The following is a 15217-nucleotide window of genomic DNA, read 5'->3' as shown; positions in this document are numbered from 1 at the left end:
ACCCCCGGCTGTCGGCTCGGTGATGCGGTGGTTGAGGAGGCGGTGGCGGTGGCCGGAGACAGGTAACGGTTGCCAGGGACCCCGCACCACAGGTCTCCAGCCCCGACTATGCGTCCCGGGCCATCACTGGTGGCCGGGGACAGGAAATGACGGGGAGAGACATGGAGTGGTGGCTGGGGACAGGGAGTGGTGGCTGGAGACCTCGAGCCATGGGTCTCCGGTCCCGCCTGCCTGTCTCCGGCCACAACTTGGGCATGTTGATGACGTGTTGAGCTTGAGAGACACGCTCTAGTCCTTGACGGCCAGTACGGCGGCGATCAGGCGCTGGTACTCGCGGAGGTCTTCGGGAGCCTTGGGGTTGCGCCATTCGGCGGCGGCGACGAGGCCGGGCTCCTGGACTGTGAAGCCTTCGCCGAAGAGGGCGAGGATCTCGTCGTCGGTGCGCCAGCGGCCGCGGCCGAGAGAGCCCTGGAGAACCTGTTCGAGCTCCTGGCTGCGCGGGTCGTTCTCGCTGCGGAAGTGGCTGATGAAGACGTGGCTGCCGGAGGCGATCCGGTCGGCCCAGAATCGGACCAGGCCGGCCGGGTCCTCGTCGTCGTTCACGTGATGCAGGGTCGCGCTGAAGATGATCGCGACCGGCTCCTCGAAGTCGATCAGGGCCCTGGTCGCCTCGGCCTCGAAGATGGACTTCGGTTCCCGCAGGTCGGCCTGGATGACGACGGTGTTCTCGTTCTCGGCGAGCATGGCGCGGCCGTGCGCGAGCACGATCGGGTCGTTGTCGACGTACACGATCTTGGCGTCGGGGTCGATCCGCTGCGCGACCTGGTGCACGTTGTCCGCGCTGGGCAGGCCGCTGCCGAGGTCGATGAACTGGCGCACAGGGGAGGTCGAGACGATCTCGCGGATCGCCCGGACCAGTACGCCGCGATTGTCGATCGGGATGTCCCGCGAGCCGGGCAGTTCCTTGATGAACTTGTCACCGAACGCGCGGTCGACCGCGAAGTTGTCCTTGCCGCCCAGCAAGTAGTCGTAGGTGCGGGCGATACTCGGCTTCGTGACGTCGAACCCGGGGAACGGCGGCTCGTCGGCCATCGCGGCGGTCCTTCCCATCAGATACTGACGGAAGTCACTCTATGCGATGCGAGCACTACCCCGCCGCCCCGGATCTCTTGACCTAACGCGCGCCGGCAGCTGCCAGTACGTCGTCGGCCAGCAGCGACCGGAGTTCGTCCGTGGTCGGCATCCGGCCGAGCAACCGCAGCCGCTGGGACTGCGCCTTGCGCATCCCCTCGACCAACCGGCGCGCTTCGCGGGCGTTGCCGAAGTTCGGTCCGTCGGCGATCCGGTCGAAGTACGACGTCAGCGGACCACCGGCGGCCGGGTCGAGCAGGTAGTCCCCGCCGGCGACCATCCGGTCGGTGATCAGCAGCAGTTCCTCGGCGCTGTAGTTCTCGAACTCGATCGTCTTGGAGAACCGCGAGCCCAGACCGGGGTTGGCGGCCAGGAAGTCCGTCATCTCCACGGTGTAGCCGGCGACGATGATCGCGATCTCGTCGCGATGGTCCTCCATCAGCTTCACCAGTACGTCGATCGCCTCCTGGCCGAAGTCGCCACCGCTCCCGGCCGAGCGCGACAGCGTGTACGCCTCGTCGATGAACAGCACCCCGCCGAGCGACTTCTCGAACACCTGGGAGGTCTTCTCCGCCGTGTGGCCGATGTACTGCCCGACCAGATCCCGCCGCGACACCTCGGTGAACCCACCGTCCGGCAGTACGCCGAGCGCCTTCAACAGCTTGCCGTAGAGCCGCGCAACGGTCGTCTTCCCGGTCCCGGGCGCTCCAGCGAAGATCAGGTGATGGCTGACCGCGCCGACCGACAGTCCCGCCGTACGACGCCACTCGTTGACCTGGATCTCGTCGACCAGCGCCCGTACTTCGCCCTTCACCCCGGGTAGCCCGACCATCGTGTCGAGGTCCCCGAGCAGCTCGTCGATCGGGCCGCTGGACGCGGCCGTGAGTGGACTCGCCTCGATCACCTCGACCGTGGCACCGGCCGCGATCTGCACTGCCGGTTCTACGGTGTTCGACGGCCGTAGTCCCTCGATCGTCCCGCCGCATCCGGGCCCGACCGTGACGGCCGGCCCACGAGTGTCGTGGACAGTCACTCGGCGCATCACCGGCGTACTGCCGTGGGCGACCCCGACTCCTTCGGCCCCGGTGTTCCCGATCTCGAGATCGAGCAGCGACGGCCGGCTGTACTGGTAGACGTACACGCCACGACCGCCGCAGCCGAGGACCGATCCACCGGTGACCACCGGGTCGGCGCCGAGCGCGAACACCATGCCGTCGCCGGACACATCCGTGACCGTGGTCTCGGTGATCTCACCGCCGACGCCCTCGACGATGATCCCGGTCGCCGCGCCGCTCACGGTGCACTGATCGATCCGCAGCCCTGGCCCCGCGTGCGCACTGACCGCAGGCCTCGAACCGCCGGAGATCTTGCACTGCACGAGGCTGAGCGCCGCCCGCTCGGTCGACACCGTCAGGTTGTCGGCCGAGCGGACGGTCAAACCGTGGAGTGACAGCGAACCGTCGACCGCGCGGATCGTCGGCCAGTCCGCGCCCGAACCGTCGATCACCACCTCCGCGCCGCCCTCGCCGCGCAGGGTGACCGTGCGTCCGGTCAGTTCCAGCGTCTCGGCGTACGTCCCGGCGGCGATCATGACCGTGGCTCCGTCGGGAGCATCCAGCAGGGCCGCGCCGATCGTCGGGTAGGCACCCGGCCGATCGGTCGCGACGGTGAGGATCCGCGACATCAGCTCGCCCGGTCCAGCAGCCAGCCACGGTCGGCGGCCTTCACGCCGGCCTGGAAGCGGCTGCGCGCGCCCAGCCGATGCATGATCTGCGCGACCATCCGCCGTACCGTCCGGACGGAGATCCCCAGCTGGGCGGCGGCCGCCTCGTCGGTGGCGCCGAGCCCGAGCAGCCGCAGCATCTCGCGCTCACGCATCGACAGATCGGTGTCGTCCGGCAGGTCGTCGGCGGCCAGCGGTACCGAGTCCGGCCAGACCCGCTCGAACAGCTCGAGGACGGTGATGACCACGCTCGACAGCCGCAGTACGGCGACGCTCCCGTTGGCCGCGTCGGCCGGCAGGACGGCGACCTGGCCGTCGATCACCAGCGCGTTCATCGGCACCAGCGGCATCGTGCGGACAGCCGCACCGGCCATCGACATCGCACCGAGGTGGCGGCACAGGTTCGGCGCCGTACGGGCGGTGTCCGGGTAGATCGCGCGGTAGCGGACGCCGTGCTTGACGTCGCGCGGACCGAAGGCCGGTCCGGCCGGCGTGAGGTTGCTGAGGGCGATGACCTCGTCCTTGGCACCGGCCAGCAGTTCGGCGATGGCGCCCTGGGCGGGGACGTGGTGAAAACCGGTGGGCCGGTTGATGAGCGTGACAGTCATGAGGTCCCCGTTCTGGACTGAGGAGTGGAGGGAGCGAAGCGACTGGAAGGACGAGGGAAGAACGGGAATCAGACCTCAGGACTCGCCGCCCCGGAGGGGTGGCATAGGCACAGTCATGAGATCTGGACCCCCAGTGGAAGCGTTGCGGCGGCACCGGACGCGTGCCGGCCGTTCAGGCGTTCCGGCTCGACCCCGAAGGAGCGCGCCAGTGTGATCAGGACCGAGGTCGCCGTGTCGAGCGTGGCGGGGTGCGCCGCGGCCAACCGCAGGACGACGTCGTGACGGGCGGAGGTGGTGTTGCCGGCCGCCGCGGTGACAGTGATCGCGATGGTCTGCGCGGCGCCGGTCCCGGTGCCGAGCAGGGTGCCGACAAGTGCCTCGAGTGTTGCCGTGGGCAGCGCGGCGGAGCCAACCAACCGGATGGTTAGTTGATGGACGGGCCCGCAGGCCCAGGTCGACCAGCGTTCCTGGAGCTGACCGCGGCCGGCGTTGGCGTGGGCAAGGGCACCGATCGAGGCGAGCAGGTCGGACTCGTCCAGGGCCAGGTACTCGACCTGCTCCCGGTCGAACCGCCGGACCAGCCGGCGAACGGTGTTGGCGACCACCTGACGCAACTGCTCGTCGGTGGCGATGTCCGGCGTCCGCTCGGCGGCGACGGCGATCCAGGTCCGCGGCTTCTGGCCCTGCTTGAGACCGGCGTGCAGGATCAGTTGCAGCCCGACGCCGACCGGCTGCTCGTCGGCCGCCTCGGCCAGCGAAGCGAGCTGCGGAAGCAGCCGGTACTGCGCATCCGGGCCGAGCCGCAGGGCGACACTGACCCCGGCCGGCCTGCTGAGTACGCCGTACGGCTGTTCCCGCACGGTCACCACATCGGTCGTGGTCCGGCCGAGGAACGCGCTGGTCAGGTTGAGCGCCACGCCCTCGCCGAGGTCGACCCGGCGCCGCCGCAGTGCGAACAGGACCAGTACGCCGATCCAGCGGTACAACCACAGTCCGCGAATCCGGACCGCCGTGAGCAGCACCAGCGACAGCGCCGCCACGGACGTGAGGATCAGCACCGTCCGCGAACCCGTGGTCGCCGCAGCGACCATGACCAACGCGAGCTGCCAGCACACGATCTGCCCGACCCGAATCGCTCGATCCGGCCGCTCGACCGCGTCGACAACGATCTCGGGCGCCGGCGGCTGGACGACGATCCCGTAGTGGGCGGCGGGTCCGATCGCGGGCACCGGAGCCGAAACCGATGCCGACGGCAACTTTACGGACGACCGAGCCAGCGGTACGCCGACCGCCGTGGCCTGCGGAATCCGAGCAGCAGCCGGGGTTGCGTCGATCTGACGATCGGCGGCCGGTGCGGCCGCCGTGGCCTGGGTCCTCATGCGACCAGCTCCGCCTTGGTCCGGCGCCCTTCAGTTGCCAGCAGCAACCGATAGGCGTGGTCGCGGGCGATCGGCAGCAGCTCGAACCGACCCGGTGCCGATTCGGCGACCAGGTTCAGATCCATCAGCTGATCGACCATCGCCTCGGCCTCGTCCGGCCGGACAACTGCGAGCCGCGCGGCCTGTGTGAGGTCGAAGCGGCCGACTGTGCTGATCCGCCGGTACAGCTGCTGTGCCGCAAGCATGGCCAGCCCGTCGTAGTCCCCATCAAAGCGGCTGAGCAGCTCGGCCAGCGCATAGCAGCGGCCCGCCTGGTCCTCGAGCTGACCAAGCATCCGGGCGGCCGTCCACGGCTGCCGGTTGCGGATCCGCTCGACGAGGTAGCTGATCGCGCCCGGGTGCCCACTGGCAGCCTGCAGGATCTGTGCGTTGTCGGTGAGCTCCGCGGCCTCGGCCGGCGCGAGCAGGTTCAGGGTGATCGCTCCGCTGCGGTCGAGCCCGGCCAGGCGGCGCCGGCTGATCACCAGCACCAGTGCGGTCGGGTCGTTCGGCAGCAGCGGCTGCACCTGGTCGGCGTGATCGACGTTGTCGAGGATCAGCAGCCCACCGGTCGGCGCAACCACATTGCCCGCCCGGAGATCGACGTACTGCTGGGTCTCGTGGCCGGACAGCGCCGCCGCCTCGAGGGCGAAGGCGGTCTTGCCGATGCCCGGCATCCCGTCGATCGTGACGACGCCGGTCGCGCCGCGGAGCGCCTCCAGCTCGGGCTCGCGGCCGATGAATCCGGCGACTCGCGGCGGCAGGTTCGAGCTGCTCGGCGCCTTCACCGGCCGACGGGAGTCCTCGCTGAGGATCTCCAGGTGCAGCGCGGTCAGCTCGGCGCCAGGCTCGATCCCGAGGTCGCGGACGAGCGCCGTCCGGGCTCGCTGGTACGCCGCCAGTGCGTCGTGCCGGCGTCCGACCAGGCGGTACGCCGCCATCAGCCGGGCCCAGGCGAGTTCGCGCAGCGGCTCCTCGTCGGTGAGTACCCGCAGTACGGCGATCGCCTCGGAGGGCCGGCCGAGTGCCAGATGCGCGTCGGCGAGGTCCTCGCGGAGGGTTCGGTGCAGTTCGGTGAGGCGGTCGACGGCCGAGGCCGCGTCGTCCGTGAGCCCGTCGTACGGACGGCCGCGCCACAGGTCGAGCGCGCGCTGGACGACGGTCACGGCCTCGGCGGCGGATCCGCGAGCGAGCAGCGCCCGGGCCTGGTCGCCGAGGGCGGAGGCGGCGTCGGCGTCGAGCTCGCCGGACAGGACCCGGACCCGGTACGCGCCGGGGCGGCTCTCGATCCGGTCGTCGGGGAGGGTCCGGCGGAGCTGCCAGACGTAGGTCTTCAGGTTGTTCTGCGCGGAGGCGGGCACATCCCGGCCCGACCAGACAGCTTCGATCAGCTGTTCGGTGCTGACCCAGGCGTTGCGGTGCAGCAGGAGCAGGGCCAGCACGGTGGCCGGTTTGCCCCCGCCGACGTCGATCTGGGTGCCGTCCGGGCCGTCCACCTCCAGCGGGCCCAGCACGCGGAAGGCCGGTGACAGGGCCGATGGGTGCGCTGAGTGACCGTTCATGACACATACGATCCGGGGTGACGATGACATTTCGATGACACACGATCTGTGAGGGGTCCCCGTGCGGGTATTGGTGGTCGAGGACGACCCGGAGCTGCAGGTCGCCGTACCGGCGGCACTGCGTTCCGCGGCGCTCGCGGTGGACCTGGCGGGCACGATCGCGGCGGCCGACGAGGCGCTGTTCGTCAACGCCTACGACTGCGTCGTGTTCGACCGGATGCTGCCGGACGGGGACTCGATCGGGTACGTTCGCAGCCGCCGGCAGGACGGCTTCGCGGTCCCGGTGCTGTTCCTGACCGCGATGGACCAGCTCGCCGACCGGGTCGACGGGTTCGAGCACGGCGGCGACGACTACCTGGTCAAGCCGTTCGCGGTCGAGGAGCTCATCGTCCGGGTGCTCAGCCTGAGCCGGCGCGGCCCGACCATCCGGCCGCCGATCCTGCGGTACGCCGATGTCGAGCTCGACACCGGACGCCGTGAGGTCCGGCGGGCCGGCGTCCTGGTCACCCTGCGAGCGAAGGAGTTCTCCGTGCTGGAGTTCCTGATGAGCCGGCCCGAGCAGACCGTCTCCCGGACCGACCTGATCGAACACTGCTGGGACGCCGCCGCGGACCCGATGTCGAACGTCGTCGATGTCACCATCACCCGGTTGCGTGCCCGTCTGCGCGGTGGTCCGGACCTCATCCAGGCCGTCCGCGGCCGCGGCTACCGCCTGATCGCCCCGTGAAGGGCCCGGCCGCCGATCGCCTGCGCCGCCTCCGCTGGTGGCTGACCGCGGTCTTCACCATCGCCAACACCGTCGGACTGCTGATCCTCGCCCCGGTGGTCATCCGCCAGGACGCCCAACGCGACCTGGCCGCCGTGAACGCCGAGCTGGGCGTGGTCACCGCACCGATCCTCCGGCTGGCAAGCGGAAGCGGCAGCGGGACCAGCGCCGACCCGATCAACACCTCCGCGGTCACCCAGGATCCGCTGTACGGGAGTTGCCCGGACTTCGCGATCCTGTCCGGCGGCGGTACGTCGTTCACCGCGCTCTACAACGACCCGCTCTGCACGGTCGTCGACAAGGCGATGCTCAACGAGATCGCCACCGCGGCGACCGCGTCGGGCGATGACTCCTATGCCGATGGGACAGCGGTCAACGGGCACTCGATCCGGCTGATGGCCAAACCGTTCAAGTTCGCCGACAGCAAGCGGAACGACGGCGCCGTCGTCGCCTGGGTCGACACGCAGGATCGAGCCGACAAGCATCAGCAACTGGTGTGGATCGTGCTGGCCTTGTGTGCTGGGTTGATCGGGGCCGCGGCGGCCGCTAGTTACTGGCTGTCGGGGCGAGCGATTCGGCCGGCAATGGCTGCCCTCGAACAGCAGGAGACCTTGCTGGCCGAGACCGCGCACGACCTGCGCACCCCTGTCGCGGCTCTGCGTGCACTGGCGGAGACCGCCGTACGGGATCCAAGTCAGCGGGCCGAGCTGCTCCCGCGGACCGTCCGGCTGGCCGGGAAGATGGGCGACATCATCGACGGGCTGCTCGTGCGGGCCCGACTTGCCGCCGGCGTGGAACAGCTCGCTGTGCAGCCGGTGTGGCTTGATCAACTCGTCGCCGGCGTCGTCGAGGACTTCCCCACCGAGGGCGCGCGGATCTCGCTGGTGACCGCACCGAGCATGGTGCGCGCCGATCCGACCCTCCTACAACGGGCCGTCGGCAACCTTCTGGACAACGCGCTCAGGCACGGCAGGCTCCCCGGCGCCGCCGAGGCGATCATCACCGTCACGGTCGCGGACGGCCGGATCACCGTGGCCGACCAGGGTCCGGGGATCGACCCGGAGATCGGTGAAGACCTCTTCGAGCGCTTCACCAGCGGTGGCGGATCCAGCGGGCTGGGGTTGTCGATCGTGCGCTGGGTAGCGCTCTCACACGGTGGGGATCTGCGGGTCTACAACGGCGACGAGGGCGGCGCGATCTTCGAGTTCCAGTTGCCGACGGCACCGCAGTAGCCGCTCGTCTGGACCGGTCCTGGACAGCGTCTGGACCGGAACCCGTTACTCTCGGCGAGATGCTGAGGGGAGTTCTTTCATGAGTGCCACCATCCCGCCGGGCGAGGCGTACCGCTTGGTAGCCGACAATCTGGGCAAGGTCATCCACGGGAAGCCGGAGGTGATCCGGCTGGCGCTGACGGCGCTGTTCGCCGAGGGCCACCTGCTGATCGAGGACGTGCCGGGCCTGGGTAAGACCACGCTGGCGCGCTGTATCGCCCGCAGCATCGACGCGACCTGGAACCGGATCCAGTTCACCCCGGACCTGCTCCCCGGTGACATCACCGGTGTCATGGTCTACCACCAGGGCAACGAGACCTTCGAATTCCATCCGGGTGGCATCTTCGCCAACGTGGTGGTCGCCGACGAGATCAATCGCGGTACGCCGAAGACGCAGTCCGCGCTGCTCGAGGTGATGGCCGAGCGCCGGGTGACGGTCGACTCGAACACCCGCGCGGTGCCGGATCCGTTCCTGGTGATCGGGACGCAGAACCCGATCGAGATGGAAGGCACGTACCGCCTTCCCGAGGCCCAGCTGGACCGGTTCCTGATGCGGATCGAGATCGGTTACCCCGATCACGACGCCGAGGTCCGGATCGTGCTCGGCGACACCGGCCGGATCGGCCCGGACTCCCTCAGCCCGGTGATCGACGTACCAGCGTTGCGTAACGCCATTTCAGCTGTCCGCTCGGTCCACGTCGACCCCGCCATCAGCTCGTACGCCGTCAAACTGGCCGCCGCCACCCGCGAACACACCGCGGTCCGGTACGGCGCCAGTCCGCGCGGAAGCATCGCGCTGGTGCGCGCGGCCCGGGCGTACGCGGCGACGGATGGGCGCGCGTTCACCACACCTGACGACGTCAAGCAGGTCGCACAACCAGTCCTCGCTCACCGTCTGGTCCTCACACCGGACGCCGAGCTGAGCCAGCGGCCGCCGGCCTCGGTGGTCGACGAGGTCCTCGCCGCGACGCCGGCGCCGACGGCGGGCGTCAACGCGGGCTGACGACCTGCGCAGACAAACTGGGCGCGTGCGAGCAACTGGGGAGGCCGGTTCATGCAGCTAGATCAGCTGAAAGCGATCATCCGCCGACGGACGGCGGTCCCGGAGGACGGCGAAACGGCCGCCCCGCCGTGGCGCTCGCGCGCCGCGCTGGCCGGAGTGGTCGCCCTCTGCGTCACTGCGACCACCCTCGCCGTCACGACCGCCGGTGCGGACTCGTCCGGCCAGAAGTTCTTGCAGTCCGGTCATCTGATCTACAACAGCACGATCGGTGCCGTCTTCCACATCGACGGCGGCAGTAAGCGCGCGGACGGCTCGGTCGCCGTACCGGGTGGGACGCCTGGGACCCAGGCTGTGCAGACCGACAGCCAGGGCTACGTCCTGGCGCGCGGCAGCATCACCAGCTTCGAGAAGTCGACGCTGCACGTCACCGACCCCCAGAAGGCGCCGTCGGACGAGGTGCCCGACGGCCTCGCTGCTGCCGGGGTCGCGTACGCCGTCTACCGCGACGCCGGATCGATCGTCCGCCTCGGCCCGACCAGCCTGACGCTGCCGAACAACAATGCTCTCGGTCGGCCGGTTGTGACGCCGGACGGGACGCTGTGGGTGCACCGGCTGCTCAGCGGTGAACTGTGCCAGCTCGCGGCCCAGGCGGGTCGGCTGACCTGTCCGGCCGAGTTGCAGCGCGGCAACATCGGTTCGCTCGCTGTGGTTGGCGATCGGGTCGTGTTCGTCGATACCACCGCCGGCCAGATCCGCACGGTCTCCTCCTCCGGGCTCGGCCGCGCACTGACGGTTCCCGGCCTGACCCTGTCGCCGCAGTCGATCATCGCGCCGAACGACGTGGACGGCCGGATCGCGATCGTCGACCCGGACAAGTCCAAGCTGCATCTGGTCGACACCGCGGCCATCACCGGCGGCACCGCGAAGGGACCGGCCAGCGTCGAACGGAACCTGCCGGCGGGCAAGTTCACCCAGATCGCCTCGTCCGGCCACAACCTCGCGCTGGTCGACGAGGCCGGTACCAAGCTCATCACTTTGGATGCCGATGGCAACCAAAAGGACAGCAAGGACATCCCGCAGCCGTCCGACAAGGTCAAGCCCGGCAAGAACGACCGGCCGCTGCTCGTCCGGGGCGCGGACCAGCGCCTGTACGTCGACAGTGTCGGCGGGGAGCAGGCCTTGGTCGTGGACCGGGACGGCTCGGTCTCCAAGCCGGTCGACGCGTCGGGACCGGTCCAGAAGCCCACCATTCCGGTGAAGCCGCCGGTCGTGCCGCCGACCACCACGAAGCCGCCGGTTCCGGATCCGAGTCTGCCGCCGCAGCACACCACCGATCCTGGCGGCGACAAGACCAACCAGCCGCCGCGACGGGTCGAGCCCACTCGCCGTCCGGTGCAACCCCGTCTGCCGGTGGATCCGCCGCAAACCACGCAACCACCACCGCCTCCAACCCGCAAACCCACAGTGAAGCCCAAGCCCACGCCGAAGCCGCCGCCACCGCTGGTCGCGACGCCGGCTGCAGCACCGCTGTCCTTGAAGGCGGTTGGCGGTGACGGCAGGGTGACCCTGAGCTGGAAGCGGCCGAACCTGAACGGCGGCGCCTTCGTCCGCTACAGCGTGATCCAGCGGAACGACAGCGACACCGACACGACGACTGCCACCAGCTATCGCTTCAGCGGTCTGTCGAACGGAACGCGGTACACCTTCCAGGTCCGCACGGTCACCCGGAACGCGAAGGGTGAGTACTTGATCGGCGCTCCCGCGACGGTGTCCGCGACGCCCAGCGGCGGCACCCCCTCGATCAAGATCACCAGGGGTCCGCTGTATACGGGCGACTTCGCGCCGTGTGACAACCCCAGCTACTGCTACTACATCCACATCGTCGCCACCGGCTTCAAGCCCAACACCAGCTATACCTTCGTCGGCCACACGCTGAACTACGGCATTCTGCACAGCGACAGCCTCAAGGTCGGACCGAACGGCAGCCTGACCATCAACAAGTTCTACAACGATGACCGCGGTGGCGATGTCTGGGTGACGGTCGGCGACTACACATCGAACCACGTGACCTGGTAGGCGGAGATGAGACTTACCGGGCGTGGAATCGCCGTACTGCTGGGCTCGATCGCGTTCTACGCGCTGGGCGAGTTCGCCGGGTATGCACTGTTCCGGGCATTGGCCGGAATCGGCATCGGCGCGCTGCTGGCGGCCGTCGTACTGACGCTGCGCCAGCCGCAGGTAACAGTCCAGCGGGTGTTGTCGCCGGATCGCGTCGAACGCGGTCGGCCGGCGCTGGCGACGTTGCGCGTGCGGAACGAGGGCACCCGGCGGCAGGCGTCGTTCTCGGCGCGGGACTCCGCAGGCGCGGCCTGGAAGGAGGTCCGGGTTCGCCAGTTGGGTCCCGGGATCGAGGCGACGTACCGGTATGAGCTTCCGACTTCGCGGCGCGGCCGGATCGCGGTCGGTCCGCTGAGCCTCGAGCGGCGCGACCCGCTCGGCCTGACCCGGAACAGCAAGGCGACCGGTGAGGTCGGGACGCTCTGGGTGCACCCGCGCCGGCACCCGACCAGGACCGTCGTCGCCGGACGGCCACGGCACCACCACGTCGGCCGTACGGCGGATGACTCGCTCCGCGGCTCGGCCGATCTGCGCGATGTCCGGCCGTACGTCGTCGGCGATGAGGTTCGGCACCTGCACTGGAAGGCGACCGCGCGGACCGGGCAGCTGATGGTCCGCGACTATGCCGACCCGGATCAGCCGCGACTGACCGTCCTGCTCGACACCCGGACCGAACCGTTGCCTGAAGCCACTTTCGAGGAGGCGGTCGAGGTGGCCGCGTCGATCCTGTTCGCGGCCTCGACAGCCGGGCACCGCTGCCGGTTCGTCACGACAGCCGGTGCCGACTTTGCCGCTCCAGGCGGCGCGGTGGCCTCGCGGCTGTTCCTGGACGAGCTGTGCATCGTGCAGCAGCGCGACGAGAAGTCCGCCCTGGTCCCGGCCGTGCTCACCACCGGTACGTCGGCGGGCGGGGCGATCGTCGTCGTCACCGGCGCGCGCGGTTCGGCGGCTGATCTCGCGCCGCTGCTGACCCGCTATTCATCCGTCACCGCGATCGGGCTCGGCCCGCTGCAAGGCGTGGCGCCGATCCTCGGCGCTCAGGTCGTGCTCGCCGGGACCGCCCGAGAGGCGCTGGCGCAGTGGACTGGAGTGCTGCGATGAACACCCGCCGAACAATCGCAAGCCTGGCTGGAATTCTGCTGGGTGGCTTGTGTTTCGCGCCTGTCTTCGGGGTTGGGCATCTCTGGTTTCCCGTTGGTCTGGTCTGCTTGGTCGCAGCGATCGTGGCGGAGGTCTGCCGCCGTCGACCTGCTCTGCTCAGCTGGCGGCCGTTGCTGGTGCTCGTGGCCGGAGTGCTGGCGATCGTCGAATCAGTGCTCCAGGCAACCACTTTGGTGGGACTGCCGACGCTGTCGTCGATGCGCGCGCTGGGCGACGGGCTCACCGCATGGCGACTGACGCTCGAGTCGACCTGGCCGGCGCGCCCCGAGCCTGAACTGCTGATCTTCGTTCCCCTGCTCGCGTTGATCGCCTGTGTGCTGACGATCGAGCTGCTCGACCGCGCACCGCCGCTGGTCGCGCTCCTGCCCGCGGTCGGCGTTGTCGGAGTCAGCCAGCTGTACGTCGCCGCCGAGGGGCTGACCGCGGTTCTGATCGCGATCGGCTTCGGGCTGCTGGTGATCGCCGTACTGATCCCTGATCACTTCGAGTACCGCCGACTCACTCCATGGGCGACGACCGCCGCGGTCACGTTGGTGGCGATCATCTGCGGGCTGGTCGTGAGCACGATCGATCCGCACGGGCGGACGCCGTACTCGCTCCAGCGGGTGCAGTCCGCGACTGCTCCGACGACCCGGCAGACCAGTCCGCTGGATGAGCTCGCGGGCCGGCTGAGTCGCGACGCCCGGGACAAGGTCGTGTTCAAGTACCAGACGTCGGAGCCGGTCGATCGTTGGCGACTGGTTGCCTTCGACAACTTCGACGGCGTGAACTGGACGAGCGACCACCCGCTGCTGCGGATGGGTACGCAGCTCGCCCACGGTCCGGAAGTGCGGGTGGACACCAAAACGCAGAGCGCGACCATCCGGCCCGACGACGCGCTGGACGGCCCCTGGTTGCCCGGGCAACTGTTGCCGGAGACGGTCGGCAACGCCGTCGATCCGCAGGTCGAGCCGATCGGCAGCACGCTCGTCGTACCGGAGCGTCCCGACTACTACAAGCTCACCTGGGCCGAGCCGACCATCGACGCGGCCTATCTCGGCAGCGCCGGGGTCGACAGCAACGCTCCCGGCGGGCTGGGCGACATGGGCCCGATCCCGCCGGAGATCGCGGACCTGAACCCGTTGGGCGGCAAGCGCGCCACGATGTCGACGGCGATCGCGCTGGAGAAGTGGTTCCGGAAGAACTACCGGCTGCCGAGCGATTCGAGCGCGGCGCCGACCGGGTACAGCTGGCCGCAGCTGAAGACGTTCCTGGGCAAGGAGCAGAACATCGGCAGCAGTGAGCAGTTTGCGGCCGCGTACGTCGCCTTGGCCCGGCAGAACTCGATTCCGGCCCGGCTCGTGGTCGGTTTCCGGGCGCCGGAGAAGCCTGACGCGGCCGGTTGGTACACGGTGACCAACCAGGACGCCTACGCGTGGCCGGAGGTCGCGGTCGCGGGGATCGGCTGGTGGCCGCTCGATCCTGCGGCCGGTGCGAAGACCGGCAGCACGAACCCGGCCGGCTCGGCGGCGTCCATCACCGATCAGGCTCGTGCGGGGGTCCCGGAGATCGACAAGATCAAGGACCCGGAGTCGCAGCCGCCGACCGGCGACGAGGCGGGTGATGACGACTCCAGCGGTCTGCACATCCCGCTGATCCCGGTCTTCGGAGTCTCCGCGGCGTTGCTGCTGCTGTGGCTGGGCGGCGTACCGCTGCTCAAGCAGTTCCGCGCACAGCGGCGCCGGCGGCGCGGCGGCAGCGCAGCGGTGGTCGGTGCCTGGGCCGAGGCCCGGGACCGAATCCGGGCGCACGGCATCCCGGTCACCGCCGGCATGACCGTGCGGGACCTCGCCGACGCGGCCCGCGACCTGCCGGACACGGGTCCAGGCCTCGCGAACGTCGCGCGGGCCGTCGACCAGGCGCTCTGGTCAGGCGGCCCGGCGACGCCGGACACGGTCGGGCAGGCCTGGACCGGAGTCCACGCCGTACGGCGGGCTCTGCGCTCCCGGCCGTGGCTGGATCGGCTCCAGGCCGCACTCGAACTGCGCACCCTGCTCCCAGGGTCGCGTCAGCGGTAGTCCTCAGGTCGGGGTGACCAGGTCTGGCGGGCCGTGCCACCCCTCGTGGGATTCAGCGTTTGGGTTTGTCGTGGGACGCGGGCCGGCGATCGTGCTTCGCCGCTACGGGATCGGTGGTGCGTGGAGCAGGGCAAACCGGACCGCGCGGAATCACTCCACCGCCGAGCCTCCGGCTCTTCCACTGCTTCTCTTCGTAGTCGTAGTAGGTGTCGACGCCTCCGACTGTCATCTGTGTCCTCCCGTCGCCCCCGCTCACGCTGCTGGCGATCCCACACTCCGTCACGCAGAGTCCGGACACAAGCGATTCCGCAAATCGACACCGAACAACAAGCTCGAACGCCGCCTTCTGTGCGTTTCAGCCCCAAATACGAAAGATTCCCCCGCCGAACGTCCTCAGCG

Annotated in this window: 12 protein-coding genes; 6 read left to right on the top strand and 6 right to left on the bottom strand. The window is 69.6% G+C overall.

The features are described 5' to 3' along the window. Window positions 1-288: 288 nt before the first annotated feature. The 5 genes from OG474_RS20350 to OG474_RS20330 form a co-directional block, all read right to left on the bottom strand. Window positions 289-1092: an SAM-dependent methyltransferase gene (locus OG474_RS20350; RefSeq protein WP_405063915.1), complete on the bottom strand. Its 804-nt coding sequence runs from the start codon at window positions 1090-1092 to the stop codon at window positions 289-291. A gap of 82 nt (window positions 1093-1174) precedes the next feature. After that, complete coding sequence (locus OG474_RS20345) at window positions 1175-2815, bottom strand: AAA family ATPase (protein WP_405063914.1); 1641 nt, start codon at window positions 2813-2815, stop codon at window positions 1175-1177. After that, window positions 2815-3462 carry a LuxR C-terminal-related transcriptional regulator gene (locus OG474_RS20340; protein ID WP_405063913.1) on the bottom strand — a complete coding sequence of 216 codons (648 nt, stop codon included), beginning with the start codon at window positions 3460-3462 and terminating at the stop codon, window positions 2815-2817. The genes OG474_RS20345 and OG474_RS20340 overlap by 1 nt, the downstream gene beginning before the upstream one ends. A 113-nt stretch (window positions 3463-3575) precedes the next feature. Then, window positions 3576-4841 (bottom strand): hypothetical protein, encoded by a 1266-nt coding sequence (locus OG474_RS20335; protein ID WP_405063912.1) that lies wholly within the window; start codon window positions 4839-4841, stop codon window positions 3576-3578. Further along, window positions 4838-6442 (bottom strand): BTAD domain-containing putative transcriptional regulator, encoded by a 1605-nt coding sequence (locus OG474_RS20330; RefSeq protein ID WP_405063911.1) that lies wholly within the window; start codon window positions 6440-6442, stop codon window positions 4838-4840. Before OG474_RS20330 ends, OG474_RS20335 begins: the two co-directional genes overlap by 4 nt. A gap of 61 nt (window positions 6443-6503) precedes the next feature. On the opposite strand from OG474_RS20330, the gene OG474_RS20325 reads away from it, so the two are divergent. The 6 genes from OG474_RS20325 to OG474_RS20300 all read left to right on the top strand — a co-directional run bounded on the left by OG474_RS20325 (window position 6504) and on the right by OG474_RS20300 (window position 14818). After that, window positions 6504-7169 (top strand): response regulator transcription factor, encoded by a 666-nt coding sequence (locus OG474_RS20325; RefSeq protein ID WP_405063910.1) that lies wholly within the window; start codon window positions 6504-6506, stop codon window positions 7167-7169. Then, complete coding sequence (locus tag OG474_RS20320) at window positions 7166-8440, top strand: sensor histidine kinase (RefSeq protein WP_405063909.1); 1275 nt, start codon at window positions 7166-7168, stop codon at window positions 8438-8440. Before OG474_RS20325 ends, OG474_RS20320 begins: the two co-directional genes overlap by 4 nt. A 79-nt stretch (window positions 8441-8519) precedes the next feature. After that, a complete protein-coding gene (locus tag OG474_RS20315; RefSeq protein ID WP_405063908.1) occupies window positions 8520-9482 on the top strand; it encodes an AAA family ATPase in 963 nt (320 codons plus the stop codon). Window positions 9483-9533: 51 nt separating this feature from the next. Beyond that, window positions 9534-11558, top strand: a complete 2025-nt coding sequence (locus OG474_RS20310) for a fibronectin type III domain-containing protein (RefSeq protein WP_405063907.1) — start codon at window positions 9534-9536, stop codon at window positions 11556-11558. A 6-nt stretch (window positions 11559-11564) separates the two neighbouring features. Further along, window positions 11565-12701: a DUF58 domain-containing protein gene (locus OG474_RS20305; RefSeq protein ID WP_405063906.1), complete on the top strand. Its 1137-nt coding sequence runs from the start codon at window positions 11565-11567 to the stop codon at window positions 12699-12701. Continuing rightward, window positions 12698-14818, top strand: a complete 2121-nt coding sequence (locus tag OG474_RS20300) for a DUF3488 and DUF4129 domain-containing transglutaminase family protein (RefSeq protein ID WP_405063905.1) — start codon at window positions 12698-12700, stop codon at window positions 14816-14818. Before OG474_RS20305 ends, OG474_RS20300 begins: the two co-directional genes overlap by 4 nt. A gap of 52 nt (window positions 14819-14870) precedes the next feature. Here the strand turns inward: OG474_RS20300 and OG474_RS20295 are convergent, their stop codons facing one another. Further along, window positions 14871-15047, bottom strand: a complete 177-nt coding sequence (locus OG474_RS20295; protein WP_405063904.1) for a hypothetical protein — start codon at window positions 15045-15047, stop codon at window positions 14871-14873. Window positions 15048-15217 lie beyond the last annotated feature (170 nt).

The organism is Kribbella sp. NBC_01505 (genome assembly GCF_045040285.1).
GTDB lineage: Bacteria > Actinomycetota > Actinomycetes > Propionibacteriales > Kribbellaceae > Kribbella.
The sequence above is the reverse complement of the archived record's forward strand: the minus strand, read 5'-3'. Positions and strand labels throughout refer to the sequence as shown.